This is a genomic window from Vibrio sp. S12_S33, assembly GCF_963889785.1.
Lineage (GTDB): Bacteria > Pseudomonadota > Gammaproteobacteria > Enterobacterales > Vibrionaceae > Vibrio > Vibrio aestuarianus.
This window is the reverse complement of the sequence record NZ_CAWPQZ010000098.1, coordinates 1-3,074: the sequence shown is the minus strand read 5'-3', so window position 1 is coordinate 3,074 and position 3,074 is coordinate 1. Positions and strand designations below refer to the sequence as shown.

General features: G+C 39.7%; 3 protein-coding genes. 2 read left to right on the top strand and 1 reads right to left on the bottom strand.

Translation table 11 applies throughout. The features are described from left to right. Window positions 1-154 precede the first annotated feature (154 nt). Window positions 155-742 (top strand): hypothetical protein, encoded by a 588-nt coding sequence (locus AACW06_RS19000; RefSeq protein ID WP_192076269.1) that lies wholly within the window; start codon window positions 155-157, stop codon window positions 740-742. A gap of 204 nt (window positions 743-946) precedes the next feature. Then, window positions 947-1,375 (top strand): hypothetical protein, encoded by a 429-nt coding sequence (locus AACW06_RS18995; protein ID WP_122621711.1) that lies wholly within the window; start codon window positions 947-949, stop codon window positions 1,373-1,375. 670 nt (window positions 1,376-2,045) lie between these two features. Here the strand turns inward: AACW06_RS18995 and AACW06_RS18990 are convergent. Next, window positions 2,046-2,552: a hypothetical protein gene (locus tag AACW06_RS18990; RefSeq protein ID WP_192076267.1), complete on the bottom strand. Its 507-nt coding sequence runs from the start codon at window positions 2,550-2,552 to the stop codon at window positions 2,046-2,048. Between the last annotated feature and the right edge of the window lie 522 nt (window positions 2,553-3,074).

Below are 3,074 nucleotides of genomic sequence, written 5' to 3'. Positions count from 1 at the left end.
TTCACATAACAAACAATTCAAGTGGATTCTCAACGCGTGGCAGTTTTACTATGCGTTGAGTAAAGTGTTTTATGGTGCAATGCAGCGGCTTGGCCAGTGCGTTGTTCACCACTTAATTGGGCGTTATACATTAAGAAGGAAATGAATAACAATTATGTTAACTTTGTCTATTTTTCTGATTTTTATAGGGATAGTTTTGTATTTTACAGTCGTTGTCGACATGTTTAAGCAAAAGATATGGTTGGGTTTTTTAGGGCTCTTCCTATTTCCTTTCACTTATTATCACGCGTTTAAAAATTACTCTGGTAATAAGCTTCGTATGGGGTTGCTCTTAGTTGTCACGACACTGTTACCTTTTACCTATATTCAACTAGAGCTAAGAGCCGCTGGAAGCGAGTTAGAACCATTTTTGACTTCAGTAGGTGAAAGTAATCTTCTCAATTGCTCCCTAGAGTCATCGGTTATGTCATCTGGTGGTGTAACATTTTATACGCTGTTTTGTTCCAGTAAGTTATCCGAAAGCCTTAAATATACGAGTGAAAGCGAGCTGGTTGATGTTTACTGGAAAAATATAATTCAACCTGCTTTATCGGTTTATCGAGACAGCTTCGGGAAAGTAGAGGGTAAAGGGGTAGTGCTAGGCATAAAATCACCTTCAAGTCTTCTGGCTTGCTACAAAATAGAGAATCCCGGAACGGTTATTGAAGCATGGAGTTCTGGGTTGTCGGATCCGTGTGGGTAAGAAATGTATAACAAAGCATTTAAGAGTGACTCACAACGCTTGGCGATCTCAGTTTAAACTTGGGTTTAGTGTTTAAGGTGCAGTGGTTTATGTTAGGTGTTTAGCGTTGTTCGCACCTTAATGCGGCGTTAGCATTTTAATGAGAAATCTCGGAACTTAAAGGTGGTTGATTAGTCCTAGTTCTGTCTAGTTTTCGAGGTTTTTATGAATTATGTACAGTATTTTGTTATAGCGGCTATCGCATCAAGCTGCGGTTTTATCGTTCATGTATTCAGCGCGGAATGGCTGCAAGCTTGGATTGCACAATATATGGAAGGGCAAAGTGTGATTCCTTCTTGGGATGTTAGATATATAGCTATGCTGACATCATTAGAATATGGAATATCAGCAATAGTGTTGTATTGGCTTATCAGAGATAAAATCATCAAATATGGCCAATTTAAAGCTTTTATTATCTTAAGTTTGTTGCTTGCGGCTTTACATGGAGCATTAATTCGCCAACCGTTAATGGACTTTGTTGTTGGTAATCCAATAGAGGTTGCTCTAGTGCAGAACGCCTTTAAGTGGCTAGTATGGGTGTTGATGTCACTAGTTACCGTTTATGGTTTTGAGCGCGTAGTTAAAAAATGCTAACAAACTGTTTAAGAGTGATTCGCAACGCTTGGCATTTTTGCTATGCGTTGCTTTTAGTGTTTAAGGTGGTATGCGGAAGCTTAGGTATTGCGTTGCTCACACCTTAACAGGGCGTTAGCTGGGGTTAAGAAAAACGGTGAATTTAGGGTGGAAAGGCTTTCGGTTTTCTAGCTACACACCGGACAAATCTCAGCTTCTCAACTATCTCGCCAGTGGCACTTTTCGGGAAGTGTTTGAACTTAACGAAGTCTGCTTACGGGAAATGTTGTGTTTGTTAAGTTCATTGGCGCAGCTTCTTTGTTGTTGAAATTCATGAATGCTTAAATTCATTTCGTGTGCTCTGTCGTTGGCTTTTTCGATAGAATTCTTTGCAAATTACCATGCTTAGGAATGGGGGTTTTCTCGGTCATTTCTTCTTTGCCAAGCGCATTTCGTGGATTAGGTTTTAATTTCACAGCTGTCCGTTTTACTTTGCCGTTTGAAAGCAATAATGTGTTTCAAATTTGGCATTTTGGCGTAATTTGCTAGCGAAAGTGCAGCAGCTAACTAGGCGTTTAAGACGGATTCCCAACGCTTGGGAGTTTCGATTCTAGGTTGAGTTTTGTGTTTAAGGTGCAATGGTTTAGGATTGTGGTCGCGTTGCTCACCACTTAACGCGGCGTTATGGCTCTCAGTCTGAATGTAAGTTAGACAGAATGCTTTTATGTCGGTATATCAGGCTCTCAGCCCAATCGGACATCACTACTGTTGAGTAACCAATCGCTCCTGCAACTAAAACACTGGGGTATTCAAGGACGTCCTTTCTAAGTAAGCTGTTTAGTTCACCTAAATCAGAATTGAAAGTGAGACAGCTTGTTTGTCTAGCAGTAAACTCTTTGATTAGATCACATTCATTTTTACTTAGTTTTCTTAACGTCATCAAGCGAATAGGGTACAAAAAAATATATGGAACATAGCTCACTAATTTAAAAATAAAGAAGCAGCCATACAGGACAAGGGCTAAGCTAATGCTCGTTTGATGTGGTGGTAATACATCATAAAAAGGCGTGTGTTTAAATAGCTCAGGACTTGTTGCAACCACTAATAACGCTACAGCTGTCAGGTGGTACAAGAATGGAATTTTCCATAGTTTCTCGAATAAAGTGGTTACTGGCGTAATTAGTTTAGATATTTCCATGTTCCTCACCTAGTTTTGATTCGTAGGGTATTATACGAGGCAAAAGAGCCATAACAAACAATTTAAGAGGGATTCCCAACGCTTGGCATTTTTGCTTCTACTTCAATTTTAGTGGTTACGGTACAATGCCTTAGGTCGGGTGGTAGCGTTGCTCACCCCTTAATTGGGCGTTATGTGTTTGATGAGTTTTTAAGGTCAAAGCTACGATTTCATTGAGAATTCGTTCTGTGTTTTCGGCAAGTTGGCTTGGTCGAAATGGATTCTTGAATAATCTGAGATTGATCGTTTTCAAGGTTCTTGGGTTGCCTCAATTAAGTTTTGGATCTGGCTTGTGTTGAGTTTCGTCAGTTTCAAATCGCTTTAATTGAAATGTCCTTTTGACTGGTTTTCTTGCCGACATTCAGCTCTGAAAATCTGGTGACGCAAAAAATTTAGCGGTTGCTGAAAGGGCGCTTTCTTTGTTGTTGATTCTGTAAGTGGCTCTCTTTGGCTAAGATCGCTGTGAAATTTAGGTTTTGGTAA